Source organism: Acinetobacter sp. KH_038 (assembly GCF_057839405.1).
The window spans coordinates 2,262,747-2,280,551 of sequence record NZ_CM174489.1; the positions used below are offsets into that span (position 1 = coordinate 2,262,747).

Below are 17,805 nucleotides of genomic sequence, written 5' to 3' on the forward strand. Positions count from 1 at the left end.
AATTACTTTATATGCTTGATTTACCTTTTAATCACACCGTTACCATTGTTCTGATCACCTGTATTGTGTCCTTTATTGCCTTTTCTAAAGAGACGGTGATGAATCGTCTGATTTTCTGGCCACCGGCAATGCAGCGTGGACAATATGACCGCTTTATTACCCATGGTTTTATTCATGCTGATGGCACCCATCTGCTGTTCAACATGATCACTCTGTTCTTTTTTGGCAGTGTGATCGAAAGCTTTTATCGGCAGTATTTATATGATCTGGGTTTCATTCTGTTCTATTTGGGCGGTCTGATTGCAGCAATTATTCCGAGTTATCTGACCCATAAAGATAACCCGCGCTGGGCCAGTCTCGGTGCTTCCGGAGCCGTCTCTGCAGTGCTGTTTGCCTACATTCTGTTTGAGCCGTGGAAGCTGATTTTTGTATTCTTTATTCCGGTTCCTGCAATTATTTTCGCTGTACTATACGTGGCTTATAGCATCTGGTCAGGCAAAAAAGGCAATAGCAATATTAATCACAGTGCACATCTGTGGGGTGCAGCCTATGGGGTCATCATGACCATTATTCTGGAACCGCGCCTGCTTCCACATTTCCTGAATAAACTGATGCAGGTTCCGTTTTAATCAGGGCGATTGTATCCTGAGTAAATCAGGCTCAATATGAATTGAGCCTGATAGTGCCGTGTAAAATCCCAGAAGAGAGCTTCCGCTCTCTGATTCGTTTGAAACATCTCGTAATATATTTAAAAGCCATGATGGTACTTATTGCCAATCTTGGAGCGAATTTTGCAGCGATAATGTATACATCTGTATATTAATTACTGTCCTTTACGAGATATTTTGCATGTCCACTTTGCCAGACGGTCTTCAATTTCCTCTTCAATCGAATCAACAAAAACCAAGTAGCTCGAAAACAGGACGCGCGATCATCGCAGCCGCACTGGCCAATGTCGATGAACACAGTGCTGCACAGGCCAAATCAGAAAAAAACTGGCGCAAACAATATACCGTACATTTCAAGCAACTGGTGCAACAGGGTTTAAGCTCTCCTGAAGCCAGCCTGAAAATTGCCGAAGATGGTCTGGCACAGGCGCATCAGAGCTTTGAATTTTACCGTGATGGCCAGAAACATTTACTCAAAGATGCCTTCAGCTTGCCCGCCGATCAATTACATACATTTAAATTGACAGGAAGCAGTCAGGCAGCACCAGAATGGTATGTACCCTATCAAGGCCAGAAATTGCAAGGCGAAGCCTTATTGGCACAGATTAAACGCTGGGAAGCCCAAGGCATTGTGGAAAGCAGCCATGCCAATGCGTTACGTGAATGTGTGGCGCATCCAGAATGGTTTGACTTGTCAGATCGTACCACTGTGCTGTTTGGTGCAGCTTCTGAAGCCGGCCCTCTGACCTGGCTGGCCAAATGGAAAGCCAACATTGTGGCGATTGACCTGCCAAACACCCGGGTGTGGGGCAAGATTGTCGATACCGTGAGTCAAGGCAACGCCACGCTATATGCACCTTGTACTGAAGACTTGCCTGCCGAGACTTCACTTGACACTTTAAAAGAAAAATTAGGCGCAAATTTGCTTACCCAGATTCCTGAAATTGCCAAATGGCTATTACAGTTTGAACAGGATCTGGATCTGGCTGCAATTGCTTATCTGGATGGCGAGAAGCATGTCCGGGTTTCGATGGCGATGGATGCCATCATGCAGTATGTCAGTCAGCAAAAAGCCAATACCAGCCTGATGTATATGTGTACCCCGACCGATGTCTATGCGGTTCCAAGTGAGGTAATTGAAGCATCAAAGGTAAAATATGTAGAGCGCTCTAAAGCCCAGACGCTAATTTCCAAAGGTATTTCAACTGTAAGTCGCAAACACTTTTTCCAGAAAAATACACATGAACTGATTCAGTCTGGCGATCAGTGTTATGGCATCTGTGATTGTCTGGTGGTCGAACAAGGTCCGAACTATGCGCTGGCAAAACGCATTCAGCAATGGCGTGCCACCTTGGCTCGTGCTCAAGGTCAACGTGTCAGTATCAATATTGCCCCATCCACCACCACCTATTCAGTCACCAAAAATCCATTGTTAAAAGCAGCTTTTAACGGCGCCAGCCTGTTTGATGTCGAAGCATTTGCACCTGAAACCACCAATGCGATTATGGCTGCACTCTGGATTCATGACCTGCGCAATCCTGAATCGGTGGCCAATCCTGAAGTGAAGCTGAATCATCCACTTGAATTGATGATGCATGGTGCCAATCATGGCGGTTTGTGGCGCGTGGCCTATCTGGCACGCACTGCACTGCCTTTTGCTGCGCTATATGGTTTTGCGACGGATAAGCTGCCGAAAGGATTATTGGCTAAGTTGAAGAAGTAATTTTTTCAATATTGTCCCCTTTCCTTCCCGGTTTTTAACGCATTACACGGGTATTGGTGAGAAAAAGTATTTTTAGCTTTCTCTCACCCCAGCCCTCTGCCTGAGAGAGGGAGTATCCATTCAATAGCTAATCAATTCTAAGCTTATAAATATTCAAGCATGCAACCTTGATCCCCGCTCTCCTGAGCAAGTTTTAAAGCAGCGCTTTTAAAACCGAAGCGTAAATGAGGGTCAGCGAGAGCTTAATTTAAGCTTTCAAATTCTTATGATTGAGCTTGGTAAAGATTTAAGTTGATCTGTTTTATAGCTTCTTTTTTCTTTACTTTTGCAAGATGAGCAGCACGGCTGCGCAAGGTAAAAAAATCTTTTGTTAAGCTGATGATATATCCTGCGTAATTTTTTAAGCATTGCTTTAAAAAATTACGCAAGACAGCCTGACGGCGACATCCCTGTTGCCTTAATCGTGACTTCACTCTCTTTTGAACATATCTAAATTTTAAATAAACTATAAAAAAAGCTGCTCTAGAGCAGCTTTTTTTATGTCTAAATAACTTAGAACACTTTTAACAGTACCCAGTACAAACCGCCTGACAGACAGATGGTCGCTGGCAGTGTAAACACCCAAGCCGACAGAATTGTTTTGACCATCTGGAAGTTCAGACCGGATTTATTTGCCACCATGGTACCTGCAACCGCAGAGTTCAATACATGAGTGGTTGAAACCGGCATACCAAAACCATCTGCCGCAGCAATAGTCGACATCGCCACAAGCTCGGCAGACATCCCCTGACCATAAGTCATATGCTGCTTCCCAATACGCTCACCGACTGTCACCACAATACGCTTCCAGCCCACCATGGTACCCAGACCCAGCGCCAAGGCAACGGCCACTTTTACCCAGGTCGGAATGTATTGCAAGAACGAATCCAGACTGTCACGGTAGTTATCTACCGTCTTTTCCTGTTCAGCCGTCATTGCAGGCAGAGCATCTGCCTTGTCCAAACGTTTGAATGCTGTGGTGCTTAAATACATGTCATTACGGAATTCTGAAACTTCCGCTTCCGGAACATCCTTAATACTGTTGTAGCTGCCAACTTTCTCACCGAGGTGATCGGTCAGGCTTGCCAATGCAGGCACTACTTCAGGGGTGATTTCTTTGGTTTGAATGTATTCAGTAATAATCTGACGCGCTTTTGCATCTTCAATATCGCTATGGTTTGGATAAATCACATCGGCGGTTTGCGCAGACAACTGACCGAAAGTCTGAATATGTTGAGTATCTAAATTTTTATTGAGTGAGTACGCCAGTGGTACGCAACCAATCAGAATCAGCATGATCAAGCCCATACCTTTCTGACCATCATTCGAACCGTGTGCAAAACTTACACCGGTACAGGTAAAAATCAAAATGGCACGGATTAAAGGTGGTGGCGGCTTATTGCCTTCAGGTGGCTGAAACAGTTCCAGCTGTTTTCTGAAGACTTTTTTCACCAGCAAGAACAGTACCGCTGCAAATGCAAAACCGATTAAAGGCGAAAATAATAGCGCCTTACCGACTTTCATCACCTGCTCCATGTCTATACCCGATGCACCACTACTCGCGTGCAGGATATAGTTCATGATCCCCACACCCAGAATCGAACCGATCAGGGTATGTGAGCTGGATGCCGGAATCCCCAGGAACCAGGTTCCCAGATTCCAGACAATAGCTGCAATCAGCATGGCAAATACCATGGCAAAACCGGCACCCGAACCGACGTTCATAATCAGTTCGACAGGTAATAATGCAATAATGCCGTAAGCTACCGCACCACTGGCCACCATGACCCCAAGGAAATTACAGAAGCCGGCCCACATCACGGCGACGGGAGCAGAAAGTGCATTGGTATAAATCACGGTTGCGACAGCATTGGCCGTATCGTGGAAGCCATTGACGAATTCAAAGCCCAAAGCAATAAATAATGCCGTTGCTAACAAGATCACTGAGTACAGGCTCAAGGCCGGTACATGTGCTAAATCTGCAGACAATTGAAAGCCGATATAAATCAGCGTGGTGATAATAAGAGTCAGGAACACCGGCATAAAGAATTTCGGTGTTGGCACATGAACATTGGTCGACTTTTGCGAAGCCGACTCGTGTGCTGAATCTACGGGAGTTTGATTAGGATTCATGCAAGCAGGAATAGAGGATTCAAGAATTCCCCTATTGTTCAGTTAAATTGTGACAATTATATGACAATCTGCCGTCATATGAAGCAATTATTTCGATTTTGTTGCTGCTATTCGTCCTGTTTAATTCCAAGTAAAATACTTATGTTTGATTCGACAAATCATTAACTTAAGATAAAATTCCAGCTTTTTAAAAATCAGAAACACTGAGGATTTCCGTGTTCAAAGCCTCGAGCTTCCGCCAATCATTAAAATGACCAAAATGTTCATGCCCATAGCATAATGACTGAATATGACAATTTCATGAATAAAAGCATCAGCTTAATTTTCAAAACTAGCTTCTTGCCGATCTTGGCCCAATCCCGTTTTCTAGCCCTATGCTTTGGGTACAGAACAGACAAAACCTGTCCTGTTCTCCATGACTTATCAAATTTTCATATCATGCTTATCCATCATTCTGAGAAAGGTCCAGCAGAATTCAAGCATTAATTCTGCTAATATAGCCGATGTTTTTTGATTTCTACTGAGAAAGTCTGAATGTCGACACTTGCCACCTTAAAAGAACTTCTTGCCAAGAAAATTTTAATTATCGATGGTGCGATGGGTACCATGATCCAGCGCCATAAACTGGAAGAAGCCGATTACCGTGGCGAGCGTTTTGCAGATTGGGCACATGACCTGAAAGGCAATAACGATTTACTGGTTCTGACCCAACCACAAATCATCCAGGGCATTCATGAGGCCTATCTGGAAGCCGGTGCGGACATTATTGAAACCAATACCTTTAACGGTACCCGTGTTTCCATGTCTGACTATCATATGGAAGATCTGGTTCCAGAGATTAACCGTGAAGCTGCGCGTCTGGCCAAAGAAGCTTGTGCCAAATATTCAACGCCAGAAAAACCACGTTTTGTGGCCGGTGTGATCGGGCCAACATCGCGTACCACCTCTATTTCACCCAATGTAAATGATCCTGCCTTCCGTAACATCACCTTTGATGCTTTAAAAGTTGACTATATCGAATCAACCAAAGCGCTGATTGAAGGCGGCGTAGATATCATCCTGATTGAAACTGTGTTTGACACTTTAAATGCCAAAGCTGCGATCTTTGCTGTCAAGGAAGTGTTTAAAGAAATTGGTTATGAACTGCCAATCATGATTTCAGGCACTATTACCGATGCCTCAGGTCGTACACTCACAGGTCAGACTGCAGAAGCATTCTGGAACTCCATGCGTCATGCCGAGCCAATTTCAATTGGTTTTAACTGTGCGCTGGGTGCAGATGCAATGCGTCCACATGTCAAAACTGTGTCTGACGTTGCCGATACTTTTGTGTCAGCGCATCCAAATGCAGGCTTACCGAATGCCTTCGGTGGTTATGATGAAACCCCGGAAGAAACTGCGGTATTTATCAAAGAATTTGCCGAAAGCGGTTTGATCAACATCACTGGCGGATGCTGTGGTACCACGCCGGATCATATCCGTGCAATTGCCCAGGCGGTTGAAGGCATTACCCCACGTCAAATTCCAGAGATTGAGCCAGCATGTCGCTTAAGTGGTTTAGAACCATTTAACATTACCAAAGATTCATTGTTTGTAAACGTCGGCGAGCGTACCAACGTCACAGGTTCAAAAAAATTCCTGCGTCTGATTAAAGAAGAAAACTTTGCCGAAGCCTTAGATGTGGCCCGTCAACAGGTTGAAGCCGGTGCGCAAGTGATTGACATCAACATGGACGAAGGCATGCTCGATTCACAAGGTGCAATGGTGCACTTCCTGAATCTGGTTGCATCTGAACCTGATATCTCACGTGTGCCAATCATGATTGACTCATCTAAATGGGAAATCATTGAAGCCGGTTTGAAATGCGTACAAGGTAAAGCCGTTGTTAACTCGATTTCCTTGAAAGAAGGTTATGACGAATTCGTTGAACGTGCCCGCCTGTGCCGTCAGTACGGTGCAGCTGTGATCGTGATGGCGTTTGATGAAAAAGGTCAGGCCGATACCGCTGAACGCAAAAAAGAAATCTGTAAGCGTTCATATGATGTATTAGTCAATGAAGTTGGCTTCCCTGCTGAAGATATTATTTTTGACCCGAACGTCTTTGCAATTGCAACGGGGATTGAAGAACACAACAACTATGGTGTGGACTTTATTGAAGCAACAGGCTGGATCAAACAAAACTTACCGCATGCCATGATTTCAGGTGGTGTATCCAACGTTTCATTCTCCTTCCGTGGCAATGAGCCTGTACGTGAAGCGATTCACTCTGTGTTCTTGTACCATGCCATTCAACAAGGTATGACCATGGGGATTGTCAATGCCGGTCAGATGGCAATTTACGATGATATTGATGCCGATTTAAAAGCTGCGGTTGAAGATGTCGTGCTGAACCAGAACCAGGGTGAAAGCGGTCAAGAAGCCACTGAAAAACTGCTTGAGATTGCAGAAAAATATCGCGGGCAAGCTGGTGCGCAAAAAGCTGAAGAAAACCTTGAATGGCGTAATGAAAGTGTTGAAAAACGTCTTGAGTATGCGCTGGTTAAAGGTATCACCACCTATATCGACCAAGATACTGAAGAGGCGCGTTTACAGTCAAAACGTCCGCTGGATGTGATCGAAGGCCCATTGATGGCAGGCATGAACGTGGTGGGTGACCTGTTTGGCGCCGGTAAAATGTTCTTACCGCAAGTGGTCAAATCTGCCCGTGTGATGAAACAGGCAGTAGCGTGGTTAAACCCGTACATCGAAGCGGAAAAAACAGTCGGTCAAGCAAAAGGTAAAATTTTGATGGCAACTGTAAAAGGTGATGTACACGATATTGGTAAAAATATTGTTGGCGTAGTACTGGGCTGTAATGGTTATGACATCATTGATCTGGGAGTAATGGTGCCTTGTGAAAAAATCTTGCAAACCGCGATTGACGAAAAAGTCGATATCATTGGTTTATCAGGTTTGATCACACCGTCTTTGGATGAAATGGTCTTTGTTGCACAAGAAATGCAGCGTAAAGGCTTTAACATTCCGTTGATGATTGGTGGTGCAACCACCTCTAAAGCACATACTGCAGTTAAGATTGCGCCTAAATATCAAAATGATGGTGTGTTCTATACCGCAGATGCATCACGTGCAGTCGGTGTCGTCACGCAGTTACTCTCTGCCGAGATGAAGCCAAAGATGGCAGCAGAATATATTGAAGATTACGACAAAATCCGTACTCGTTTAGCCAACAAACAGCCAAAAGCAGCCAAGTTGTCTTATGCTGAATCGGTAGAAAATAACTTCAAAATTGATTTCGCGAAGGATGCCCCTGTTAAGCCAAACTTTATTGGTTCAGAAACCTTCACCAACTATCCTTTAGAAACCTTGGTGAAATACTTTGACTGGACACCATTCTTTATTTCTTGGAGTTTGGCAGGCAAATTCCCGAAAATTCTGGAAGATGAAGTGGTGGGTGAAGCAGCACGTGACCTGTATGAACAGGCACAAGCCATGCTCAAAGATATTATCGAGAATAAACGCTTTGATGCCCGCGCAACATTCAAGATCTATCCTGCCAACCGTGTGGCAGCAGATACAGTTGCTGTAGCAGATGAAAATGGCAACGTAACGCATACTTTTGAGCATCTTCGTCAGCAGTCTGACAAGGTGACAGGCAAAGCCAACTATTCTTTGGCAGACTTTATTGCACAGAAAGATGTGGCTCAGGATTATTTGGGTGGCTTTACGGTTTCGATTTTCGGTGCGGAAGAACTTTCTCAAGAATATAAAGCCAAAGGCGACGATTACAGCGCGATTATGGTTCAGGCTTTGGGTGACCGTTTTGCCGAGGCCTTTGCCGAGCATTTACATGAGCGTATTCGTAGAGAGTTCTGGGGTTACCAAGCAGATGAACAATTGTCGAATGAAGAATTGATCAAAGAGAAGTATGTCGGGATCCGTCCTGCACCGGGCTACCCTGCTTGTCCTGAGCATTCTGAAAAAGCGTCATTGTTTGACTGGTTAGGTTCGACCGATAAGATTGGTACGTACCTGACTTCGAGCTTTGCGATGTGGCCACCTTCATCTGTCAGCGGTTTCTATTATGCACACCCTGAAACTGAATACTTTAACGTGGGTAAAATCTCTGGCGACCAGCTGGAAGATTATGCGAAGCGTAAGGGTTGGACCTTGGATGAGGCAAAACGTTGGTTAGCACCGAATCTGGATGATTCGATTGTTTAATTGATTCTTTGAATCCACCCTAACCCTCCTTTATTAAAGGAGGGAACTAAAAATCCCCTCGAGTGAGGGGGTTTTTTATTTCTAATCTTTGAATCCCCCTTTAAAAAAGAGGGACTTTCGCCTATCAAATTGATTACCTGACAGCTCCTCCCTTTTTTAAAGGGAGGTTGGGAGGGATTAAATAACTATAAAAATTAAGTTATGATTAGTTATTAAAATTAAAAAGTCTACTATGGATCAATTTAACACAAGAGAAATAGCATCTATAACTTGGGGAACTATATTTATAATAGTTTTAGTACTCTACTCTGTAAAAAATCCTCAGCTCAGAAACTCTCTTATAGCTGTGATCAAGGCTTTTTTTCAAATAAAAATCATAACTTCTATTTTATTAATTACTACGTATTTATTGATAGTTGTATTTATTTTATATCAAATAAAAATTTGGGATTTTAGCCAACTTAAAAACACATTTTTTTGGTATGTTTTTTTTGCCATCGGCACAATGTTTAGCTTAAATACCATCAAAGAAAATTCGAAAGATTTCTTTATTGACACTATAAAATCTTCAATAAACTTAAGTGTTTTTCTTCAATTTATTACCAACTTTTACACATTCAACTTTATCATAGAGCTGATTATAGTTTTTCCCATTATTAGCATTCTAGCTCTCTTTAGTACTGTTGCTCAGCATAATCCAAAACACATTAAAGTTAAAAAACTTTGTGATTACTTATTAACATTTATTTTTTTATTTTTTTTGATTCATTTTTTAATTCAGATTTATAGAGACTTCACAAATTTTGCAAAATATCAAACATTACAAGATTTCTTTATACCTATTATTCTAACAACCCTTTACTTACCTTTTTTTTGGTTTTTCCTCCTATATATAAAATATGAGGAGATATTCGTACGACTTCATTTTTTTATTGATAGTAAAAAACTTATCGCTCTTACAAAGTTTTTAGTCATCATTAACTTTCGGACTCAAAAAAATTTGATAGATGAGTGGTTTCATCACATAAAAATCCACAAGATTGAAAATTATAAACAGCTTCTTAAGTCATTTTCTCTCATAAAAGATAGAAATTTAAAAAAAAGAAAATTAATTGATACTCCATTAAAAAATGGTTGGAATGTATACAAAGCTGAAAATTATCTAAGTGACTGCAAACTTCACGTTAAGTATAAAGATGTTGGCGATGAAATTTGGTTCGGATCTAAGCTGATTAAATTAGATGATGATTTTAATCCTTCTACATTAACCTACTATATTCAAGGCAATGAAGATACTGTGGAGCTATTAAAAATTAAACTATTTCTCTATGACCTTAATCTTATTCCACAGTACTTAAGTATCTACATTGAAGCTATAAATTGCTTACTCAAAAACTCACTGCAATCTAGTTTAAACCACGACCATATAGAGAATATTTATAACTTGGAAAATTTTTCATACATGTCACACGATAAGTTACTTGAATTTCAATATGAAAAATTCACTCATTCAGCAAAACCTACTTGTGAATTATCATTCTGTATAAAAAACCCCTCCTAACCTCCCTTTAAAAAAGGGAGGAACAACACGAATCCAAAACCGTAATTAAATTCATGACAAGTCCCCCTTAATCAAAGGGGGATTTAGGGGGATTCTTGTTGAATAAATTGATAAACCACTTCCACCACATCATCAATCTGTCCCATCACCTGCCCATTATCAAACCGCAAAACCTTTAACCCAATCTGAGCCAAAGCCTCATCCCGAATTCGATCTAATTCTAAGCCTTCATCTGTAAAGTGCTGACTTCCATCACACTCAATGACCAAATTTGCAGCCGGACAGTAAAAATCCACGATGTAATTCAAAATGGGTTTTTGCCGATAAAATTGCAAACCTAAAATTTGCTTATTCCGAAGTCGGAACCATAATAACTTTTCAGCATCGGTCATGTTATTGCGTAAATCACGCGAGGCTTGTTTTAAGTTTTTATTGTAGGGTTTCATTTTTATTCTACTAATGTATTTTTTTAATCCCTCCTAACCTCCCTTTAAAAAGGGAGGAACTATGCTAATCCACAACCGTGATCAAATTCACGGAAAGTCCCCCTTTGCAAAAGGGGGATTTAGGGGGATTAATCTACTAACTGATTCAAACAATACCGATAAACCACTTCCGCCACATCATCAATCCACCCCATCACCTGCCCATTATCAAACCTAAGCACCTTCAATCCCAGTTGAGCCAATGCTTCATCTCGAATTCGATCTAATTCTAAGCCTTCATCTGTAAAGTGCTGACTTCCATCACACTCAATGACCAAATTTGCAGCAGGACAATAAAAATCCACAATATAATTTAAAATGGGCTTTTGCCGATAAAACTGCAAACCTAAAATTTGCTTATTGCGAAGTTTTGACCACAACAGCTTTTCTGCATCGGTCATGTTATTGCGTAAATCACGCGAGGCTTGTTTTAAGTTTTTATTGTAGGGTTTCATTTTTATTCTACTAATGTGTTTTTTAATCCCTCCTGACCTCCTTTAAAAAACGGGAGGAGCTTCACGAATCCAAAACTGCAATTAAATTCATGAAAAGTCCCTCTTTGTCAAAGATGAGAAGCATTACTTCGCAAGAGGGAGATTCTTTTTGAAGCTATCAAATAATACTGATAAATTATATGTTCAAGGCACCGAATCGACCAAAGACATCGTGGCGCGTATGGGTCGTGCCGGAACTGTCGGTGACCGTAGCTTAGGCTATCCTGATGCAGGTGCCTATAGCTGAGGTTTAATCTTTACTGATATTACAGAACATATTAAATAAATCATTTATTAAAAAAGCCCCGAACCATCGAGGCTTTTTTATTTCCTGGCTATGATGCTAAATCATGCTTTCAATGAAAATAGCAGAAAAATATTTATTGAAACTTTTCTAGATACTTATCCAGTTTTTCTTTAACTACAACTCTTTTATTGCCCTTCATCTGTGCTTCACTCAAAATTCCTTCCGAGTCAACCACCACAACAGGATGACCATCCTTTTTCAAACGAGCCACGCCTTCAAACAACATCCGGGCACCGACATTATGAATCAGGGTCAAATTGGTCAGATCCAGCACAATTCGTTTTTTGCCTTCCGGTTCATCTTCTAAAATACGCAGCAGCATTTCCGATTCAGTAAACTGTAATACGCCACGCAGTTCATACACCACCACATGGTCGCGTTTTCCAATGAGATAACGGTTTTGTAAGATGGTTTGTGCCGACGGCGTTCCTTCCATTAAATGTAGCCCCATTTCCCGGGACATTCGTTCAAAGATATCGACTCCACGCGCACTATGCCCATGCTGATCAATTCGCGGTGAAAATACCGCCATGCCCACCTGTCCAGGCAACACGCCGATAATACCGCCTGCGACCCCACTTTTGGCCGGAATACCCACCGTGCTCAGCCAGTCACCGGCAGCATCATACATCCCGCAGGTGAGCATCACACTCAAGACCTGCCGCACTACAGAGCGATCCAGCAATTTTTTACCGGTTTGCGGCTGAATCCCACCGTTGGCGAGTACTCCGGCAATCATTGCCAAGTCTTTGACCGTGACCTTGATTGAACACTGCTTGATATAACCATTAACAATCGCTTCCGGATCTTCTTCCAGCACCCCCACGGTACGTAGCATATAGCCCAAGGATCTGTTACGGAACGCTGTTTTTAGTTCAGAGCTATATACATCAGTATCAAAACTCAGTTCACGCCCAGCCAGACCACTTAAAAAACGCCGCAACTGCTCTGCACGGGACACTGTGCGTTTATAGGGAATCAGGGAATGGGTGGTAATGGCACCCGAATTGATCATCGGGTTTTTTGGAATATTGGAGTCTTTTTCCAGTGAAATCTGGTTAAAAGCCTCGCCCGACGGTTCCACGCCGACCTTTTCCATGACCTTGGTCAGGCCGACTTTTTGCAAGGCCAAGGCATAAGCAAAAGGCTTGGACATGGACTGCATGGTGAACTCAACTTCGTCATCACCGGTGGAATAAATCGTGCCGTCTACAGTGGAAAGCGCCAAAGCAAACTTGTCCGGATCGACAGCTGCCAGCTCAGGAATATAATCTGCCAAGGCACCTTTATCATTGTCACGGCAGGAAGTTAGAACATGCTTGAGATAGTCTGGCACCGGTGTCTTCATCGAATGAGCTTATTCCATTTGGCTGTTATTTTTAATAAACATAACGGGTTTTGACTTAAGTACCAGAGTAAAAAGGTAATTTTCTGCATAACTATGTGATCGGTTGTGCACACTTTGCGTCAATTTCTCTAGTAATAAATTGCATTTTTGTGTTCATTTTATCTTTAAAAGGCATTAAAAAAGGACACTGCTGCCCTTTTTATTGATTCTGGATCATTTATTTCACTTTGGTTTTACGGATCATCTTGTATAGCACTTTAGGTGAAATACGTGAAACCAGTACCCCAAGTTTTTCTTTCTTACCGCCAATTACGATATATTCTTCGCCGCGCTGCAAGGCTTGTACAGTTTGACGGGCAAAGTCCTCCGCAGACAGGCCATTTTCGATCGCTTCATCGGCATGCCCTTGCGGTTTACCTTCACCATTTAAGGCATTCAGGGACACATTGGTTTTGACAAATCCGGGGAAAATCACCGAAACCCCTATCCCCTGATCTGCCACTTCGGCACGTAAACTGTTGGCCCACATATGAATCGCGGCCTTGGCTGCAGAATAAGAGGCACGATATTGAGTACCGAGCAAACCTGCGACACTGGAAATAAACACGATACGGCCAGATTTTTGTGTCAGAAAAGTGGGGAGCACGGTTTTGGTGAGAAATACCTGCGAGAAATAATCGACTTCCATGATGGCGCGTTCAGTCTGCATCGTGGTTTCCGCAATCAAGGCACGCTGACTGAGTCCGGCATTATTGATCAGCCAGTCAATCCGGCCTTTTTGTTGCAGAACCTGCTCATAGGCATGGCGTACCTGATTTTCATCGGTGATATCAGCCGTGATGGAAATATGCTGATCCGGATTGCTCAGACTATGGCGCACATTTTCCAGTTCTTCCTGCCGGCGCGCAGTCAATACCACCTGTGCTCCCTGTGCCGCACATTGCTGTACAATCGCCTTGCCAATTCCTGACGATGCCCCGGTAATCCAGACCACTTTTCCATTTAAACTTTCGACTTTCGCCATGAAATTCTGTTCCCTCTGTTAATGGATATTATGCGACATTTCATCTTCCAGAAATGCCAGAAAATGCTCAAAATAATAACTCATGGTATGGGCATCATACACACTACCGAGTTTGTCAAAGCGCTTATAACCAAGCTGAGTGGTGAGATGAATCACCCCATTTAAGGTTTTATCGACCACGAGATTAAACTTCAATATATTTTTTGGTTCACGAATCAGATGGGTCACGCCTTGATCAACCACTTGGGTAAAAGCTTTAAGTGCCGGTGATACATACTGATGATTGCCAGCCCGCATCTGGTCAATACAGCCCAGCAATTCCGTGACCAGCATTTTTTCGACCGGATAGCGCACAAAAGCATGGCCTTCATGCTCATAAGTCATGCGATGCAGATAATTCACCATGGGCATCAGCCGCTCATTACCAAATAAGGAGACCGACCAGGGCATGTATTTACGTGTCGTTTCAATAATATGCTGAATCACTTTTTCAGATTCACTGTCGGGAGATTTGGCGACCTGCGCCATCTGACCGAAAATCTGGTCAATAATCTCGCAGGCCATATCGGCCAGATTCTCACCGAGCGGTTTGGCCAGACTGTCTGGATCACCGGCGTTTAATCTGGAATGAAGCTCAATAAAGCGCTGATGGGTTTCAGGCTGGATCTTGAGGGCTATACTATAGCTCATCTTATTATCCTTTTAATCTTCTGCGCTGAGTCGCATTTGTTATCGTTCCATCATACGACGAGTTCATCTGCATGCCAATTGGCTAAAGTTTGCTTTTGGTGAAGCTGCCGCACGCACTATTTTTTTTGCTACAATAGATCCAATTTTTTATCTACTTTTGATCTGTTTAGACTATGACTGATTCAGCGCAAAATATCGCGACAACTTACGATCCGACTGAGATCGAGAAAAAATGGTACCAAACTTGGGAAGAGCGTGGCTACTTCAAGCCGTCTGAAAAGGGCGAGTCTTTCTGTATCATGATTCCACCGCCGAATGTCACCGGTAATCTGCACATGGGTCATGGTTTTAACAATGCCATCATGGATGCGTTGACGCGTTATAACCGTATGTCGGGTAAAAATACCCTGTGGCAGCCGGGTACGGACCACGCAGGTATTGCAACGCAAATGGTTGTTGAGCGTCAGCTCGGTGCAGAAGGCATTAGCCGTCATGACCTGGGGCGTGAAAAGTTCATCGAAAAAGTATGGGAATGGAAAGAACAGTCTGGCGGCAACATTACCCGTCAAATCCGTCGTTTGGGTTCTTCTGTCGACTGGTCACGTGAACGCTTCACCATGGATGAAGGCCTATCCAATGCGGTTAAAGAAGTGTTTGTTAAACTGCATGAACAAGGTCTGATCTACCGTGGTAAACGCCTGGTTAACTGGGATCCAAAACTCCAAACTGCACTGTCTGACCTGGAAGTTGAGTCTGATAAAGAAGAAGCAGGTTCACTGTGGCACTTCAAATATTTCTTTGAAGACAAGTCACTTCGTACCCACGATGGTAAGGATTACATCGTTGTTGCAACCACACGTCCTGAAACATTGCTTGGTGATACTGCGGTTGCAGTTGCCCTTGATGATGAACATTATGCAGACTTGGTGGGTAAAAACATCATCCTGCCAATTACCGGCCGTAGTGTTGCCATTGTCAAAGATGAATATGTCGATAAAGAATTTGGTACCGGCTGTGTAAAAATCACCCCAGCACACGACTTCAATGACTATGAAGTGGGTAAACGCTGCGAATTGCCAATCATCAACATCTTCAACAAAAATGCTGAAGTTCTTGCTGAATTTGAATATATCGCAAAAGCGGGCGAGCAAATTTCTAAAACCATTCCTGCACCTGCGGACTATATTGGTTTAGAACGTTTTGAAGCACGTAAAAAATTAGTAGAACAAGCTGAATCTGAAGGCTGGTTAGACCAAATTCAACCGTACACATTGAAACCACCTCGCGGTGACCGTTCAGGTGTGATCGTTGAGCCGTTATTGACAGACCAATGGTATGTGAAGATCGCTCCACTTGCTGAACCTGCAATCAAAGCAGTTAAAGATGGCGACATCAAATTTGTACCTGAGCAATACAGCAACATGTACATGGCCTGGATGAACAACATTCAAGACTGGTGTATCTCTCGTCAATTGTGGTGGGGTCACCGTATCCCGGCTTGGTACGATGTAGACGGTAATGTTTACGTAGGTCGTGACGAAGCTGAAGTACGTGAGAAAAATGGCATCCCTGCTGATGTTCAATTAAACCAAGACGAAGATGTGCTAGATACCTGGTTCTCATCGGGTCTTTGGACATTCTCAACTTTAGGTTGGACTGGCGACGAAGCGAAAGATAAAGAAAACTACTTCTTAAATACCTTCCACCCGACTGATGTACTTGTAACAGGTTTCGACATCATCTTCTTCTGGGTTGCCCGCATGATCATGATGACCATGCACTTCATGAAAAATGAAGATGGTACGCCACAAGTTCCGTTCAAAACTGTGTATGTACACGGTTTGGTACGTGATGGCGAAGGTCAGAAAATGTCTAAATCTAAGGGTAATGTGCTTGACCCATTAGACTTAATTGACGGTGTGGATCTTGAAACTTTAGTACAAAAACGTACAACAGGTTTGATGAACCCGAAACAGGCATCGAAAATTGAAAAATCAACCCGTAAAGAATTCCCAGAAGGGATTCAATCTTACGGTACAGATGCAGTACGTTTCACCTTCTGTGCGCTTGCCAACACCGGTCGTGACATTAAGTTCGACATGAAACGTGTTGAAGGTTACCGTAACTTTGCCAACAAAATCTGGAACGCAACCCGTTTCGTGATGATGAACTGCGAAGAGCAAGTGATTGGTCAAGAAGTCCGTCAAGACCTTTGGGAATTGCCTGAACAGTGGATCGTAAGCCGTCTGCAAAAAGCGGAACAAGCAGTGCAAACAGCATTTGCAACGTATCGTTTAGACTTGGCTGCACAAGCAATTTACGAGTTCATTTGGAATGAATACTGTGACTGGTATGTTGAGTTAACCAAGCCTGTTCTGAATGATGAAAACGTATCGGTTGAGCGTAAAGCTGAAGTACGTCGTGTTCTTCTTGCTGTGATGGAAGCATCGTTACGTTTGGCTCATCCTTTGATGCCGTACCTAACAGAAGAAATCTGGCAAACACTTGCACCGAAACTAAATATTTCTGGTGAAACGATTATGCTGGCACAGTACCCTGTTGCTGACCAAGCGCTTATCAATGACCAAGCTGAAGCAGATATGCAATGGCTGCAAGGTTTGATTGGTGCGGTACGTAATATCCGTGGTGAGATGGGTCTAGGTAATGCTCGCTTGTTGCCTGTTCTGCTTCAAAACACCACTGATGCTGAAAAAGCTCAAATTGCACGTATTGAACCGTTGTTTAAAGCGTTGGCGAAAGTTGAAAGCATTACTTTCCTTAGCGATGTTGAACAACCGCCATTGTCTTCATCTTCTGTAGTCGGTCACGTATCTGTATTCGTTCCAATGAAGGGTTTAATTGATCCTAAAGCGGAATTGGGTCGTCTACAAAAAGACTTAGACAAGGTTCAAAAACAGCATGACCAAATTGCGACTAAACTTGGTAATGAAGGTTTTGTAGCGAAAGCACCTGCTGCTGTGGTTGAAGGCGAGAAAGTAAAACTTGCTGAGTTTGCTGATCAGTTAGCGAAGATTAAAGCGAATATGGAGCAGATTGCAGCGCTTTAATGTGTTGGTAATTTAATCAATTTCGTAGTATAAAGGGCTGATTA

12 protein-coding genes and 1 pseudogene are annotated in these 17,805 nt (G+C 42.9%); 6 read left to right on the forward strand and 7 right to left on the reverse strand.

Features of this window, described 5'->3' with window-relative positions; translation table 11 throughout:
- Positions 1-11: 11 nt before the first annotated feature.
- Positions 12-629 (forward strand): rhomboid family intramembrane serine protease, encoded by a 618-nt coding sequence (locus AC3IT7_RS10695; RefSeq protein ID WP_489248453.1) that lies wholly within the window; start codon positions 12-14, stop codon positions 627-629.
- 220 nt (positions 630-849) lie between these two features.
- A complete protein-coding gene (locus tag AC3IT7_RS10700; protein WP_489248454.1) occupies positions 850-2,391 on the forward strand; it encodes a hypothetical protein in 1,542 nt (513 codons plus the stop codon).
- A gap of 263 nt (positions 2,392-2,654) precedes the next feature.
- On the opposite strand, the gene AC3IT7_RS10705 is transcribed toward AC3IT7_RS10700, so the two are convergent.
- Both AC3IT7_RS10705 and AC3IT7_RS10710 read right to left on the reverse strand, forming a co-directional pair.
- Positions 2,655-2,864 carry a hypothetical protein gene (locus AC3IT7_RS10705; protein WP_489248455.1) on the reverse strand — a complete coding sequence of 70 codons (210 nt, stop codon included), beginning with the start codon at positions 2,862-2,864 and terminating at the stop codon, positions 2,655-2,657.
- A 79-nt stretch (positions 2,865-2,943) separates the two neighbouring features.
- Positions 2,944-4,563: an inorganic phosphate transporter gene (locus AC3IT7_RS10710; protein ID WP_489248456.1), complete on the reverse strand. Its 1,620-nt coding sequence runs from the start codon at positions 4,561-4,563 to the stop codon at positions 2,944-2,946.
- Positions 4,564-5,097: 534 nt separating this feature from the next.
- On the opposite strand from AC3IT7_RS10710, the gene metH reads away from it, so the two are divergent.
- Complete coding sequence (gene metH / locus AC3IT7_RS10715) at positions 5,098-8,784, forward strand: methionine synthase (protein ID WP_489248457.1); 3,687 nt, start codon at positions 5,098-5,100, stop codon at positions 8,782-8,784.
- A 232-nt stretch (positions 8,785-9,016) separates the two neighbouring features.
- On the forward strand, positions 9,017-10,345 hold the full coding sequence (locus tag AC3IT7_RS10720) for a hypothetical protein (protein WP_489248458.1): 1,329 nt from the start codon (positions 9,017-9,019) through the stop codon (positions 10,343-10,345).
- Positions 10,346-10,428: 83 nt separating this feature from the next.
- Here AC3IT7_RS10720 and AC3IT7_RS10725 read toward each other — a convergent pair whose 3' ends face one another.
- The gene (locus AC3IT7_RS10725; protein WP_489248459.1) at positions 10,429-10,791 is read right to left on the reverse strand and encodes an endonuclease domain-containing protein; all 363 of its coding nucleotides are present in this window, start codon (positions 10,789-10,791) and stop codon (positions 10,429-10,431) included.
- Positions 10,792-10,919: 128 nt separating this feature from the next.
- Positions 10,920-11,285, reverse strand: a complete 366-nt coding sequence (locus AC3IT7_RS10730; protein WP_489248460.1) for an endonuclease domain-containing protein — start codon at positions 11,283-11,285, stop codon at positions 10,920-10,922.
- A gap of 157 nt (positions 11,286-11,442) precedes the next feature.
- Between AC3IT7_RS10730 and AC3IT7_RS10735 the strand changes: the two are divergent.
- Positions 11,443-11,571 (forward strand): annotated as a pseudogene (locus AC3IT7_RS10735) (DAK2 domain-containing protein); the annotation flags it as partial.
- Between the two features lie 133 nt (positions 11,572-11,704).
- On the opposite strand, the gene AC3IT7_RS10740 reads toward AC3IT7_RS10735, so the two are convergent.
- The 3 genes from AC3IT7_RS10740 to AC3IT7_RS10750 form a co-directional block, all read right to left on the reverse strand.
- Positions 11,705-12,979, reverse strand: coding sequence for a glutaminase (locus AC3IT7_RS10740; protein ID WP_489248461.1), 1,275 nt, complete (start codon positions 12,977-12,979; stop codon positions 11,705-11,707).
- Between the two features lie 217 nt (positions 12,980-13,196).
- Positions 13,197-14,003, reverse strand: coding sequence for an SDR family oxidoreductase (locus AC3IT7_RS10745; protein ID WP_489248462.1), 807 nt, complete (start codon positions 14,001-14,003; stop codon positions 13,197-13,199).
- A gap of 18 nt (positions 14,004-14,021) precedes the next feature.
- Complete coding sequence (locus AC3IT7_RS10750; protein WP_489248463.1) at positions 14,022-14,693, reverse strand: hypothetical protein; 672 nt, start codon at positions 14,691-14,693, stop codon at positions 14,022-14,024.
- 173 nt (positions 14,694-14,866) lie between these two features.
- Here AC3IT7_RS10750 and AC3IT7_RS10755 point away from each other — a divergent pair, with 173 nt between their 5' ends.
- Entirely contained in the window at positions 14,867-17,761 is a 2,895-nt protein-coding gene (locus AC3IT7_RS10755; protein WP_489248464.1) for a valine--tRNA ligase, read from the forward strand.
- The last annotated feature ends 44 nt before the right edge of the window (positions 17,762-17,805 follow it).